The 1,668-nt window shown below is 34.8% G+C and carries 2 protein-coding genes; both read right to left on the bottom strand.

What is annotated here, in order from left to right; all coding sequences use genetic code 11:
* The coding region (locus tag ACP5S8_RS08305; protein ID WP_461876470.1) for a GDP-mannose 4,6-dehydratase at positions 1 to 407 on the bottom strand (407 nt) is incomplete at its 3' end.
* A 20-nt stretch (positions 408 to 427) separates the two neighbouring features.
* The gene (locus ACP5S8_RS08300) at positions 428 to 1,471 is read right to left on the bottom strand and encodes an FkbM family methyltransferase (protein WP_461876469.1); all 1,044 of its coding nucleotides are present in this window, start codon (positions 1,469 to 1,471) and stop codon (positions 428 to 430) included.
* Positions 1,472 to 1,668: the final 197 nt, after the last annotated feature.

Genomic DNA, 1,668 nt, shown 5'->3' with positions numbered 1-1,668 from the left:
GGTATGGCTTTTACTTTTCCAAACATCTCCGATGTAGAGGCTTGATAAAACTTTGCATCTGGTTTTATATCTCTTATGGCTTCTAAAAGCCTTAAAACTCCCATAGCATCTATATCTGTGGTAAGTAGTGGTTGTTCGAAAGATATACCTACAAAGCTCTGGGCTGCTAAGTTGTAAACCTCATCTGGCATAACATCTTTTATAACATGTCTTATATTTGTAAGCTCCAATAAATCCATGTAGACAATCTTTACATGCTTTTCAATGCCAAGCTCTTTTAACCGCCAGTTGGAAGAATCTCCGCTTCTTCTGTCAGCCCCGTAAACCTCATAGCCTTTTTCAAGCAAAAGCTTAGCCAGATATGCCCCATCTTGTCCTCTTATACCTGTTATTAGTGCTTTTTTCATGGTTTTTATTATACCATATTTTAGCTTAAAAGTGATTTTAAAAACTTTTTAAACTCTCTTATTGGTTTGGTAATACGCCAGGAGCGAGAATTTAATACGGAGTTTAGCTGTTCTTTGGTTTGATTTAGCTCATCTTCTAACTCTTGAGATCTTTGAGCTTTTGATTTATAAATTTCCAATTGGTGCTTCAGATATTCTATCTCTTTTAATCTTTCAATGTTTGAATGTTCTGATAGCATTCCTTGAAAGTGTAGAAAATCTACATCGGTTTGGTTTTTAAAAGCTCTAAAAACTTCAAGCCTTCTTGCTATGTCAAAATATCCTAAGATATTTGCAAGTTCTATAGTTTTTTCAAGCTCTTCGCTTGATAACTTTCCTTTTGCAATGGTTTCTTTTACGTAAAGAGCATCACCCCAATAAAGCTGTCCGCCTCTCATGGGTGCTTTTACAACAATGGCATCGAAGTTTAGTTCAAAATCTTTTAAAATTGCTTCTTTTTCTCCAAATACACCGTAGTGGTTTAAATCCAAAAACCTATAGAGCACAAAACCTTGATCTCTTAAAAATAAATCTATATGGGAAAAAAGAGGTATACCCTCGTACAGTGGGTTAAACTCTACTTCTATCTCTATGAAAGAGGTGGTCTTTAAAATATCTTTTGCTCCTCTTAACACATCAAGCTCTGCTCCTTGTACGTCTATTTTTATATAATCCGCAGAAGATATGTTGTTTTCCTTAGCCCAAAGGTCTAGTGTGATTGTTTTGATATAAGCTTCGGATTTTGGTTTTTGCCCACCGCACCATAAAAATGTGTTTAAAACAAAGTCATCTGGTTTGTAGATAGAAGAACATCCGGGATTTTCCGTGATATGGAGCTTGTACTCTCTTAAATCATCAGAAAGGGCAAAAGGTACGAGTCTTATATGCGGGTGATTGTATTTTGCTTGCAACGTCTTACATTCTTCTTCATCTGGATCAAAGCCGAAAATGTTAAGCTTATCTATGTTTTTAATAAACCTATCAGCAAATCCCCATCTACATCCTATATCTATGATATTATACATTTGTTTTTATGAAAAGCTCCAAACGATACGTTGCAATAATATCTAATCTTACAAGCATTGGTTTCGCGAGACATAACTATCATGTCTTATGCCAACACAACTTCACTTAAAAGGGTTTTACTTTCTATTTTTCGCATATTCTTTAACCTCCTGAAAATTTCACTTTTAATAGCATAACAGCGATTTTTCAAAATGTC

It is taken from the genome of Hydrogenobaculum sp. (assembly GCF_049967395.1).
In the GTDB taxonomy this organism is placed as follows: domain Bacteria; phylum Aquificota; class Aquificia; order Aquificales; family Aquificaceae; genus Hydrogenobaculum.
This window is presented reverse-complemented; position numbering and strand designations above follow the sequence as displayed.

What these genes read in the sequence shown, in the direction of transcription:
- ACP5S8_RS08300 (WP_461876469.1), bottom strand. Translation starts at nt 1,471, where the DNA reads ATGTATAATATCATAGATATAGGATGTAGATGGGGATTTGCTGATAGG.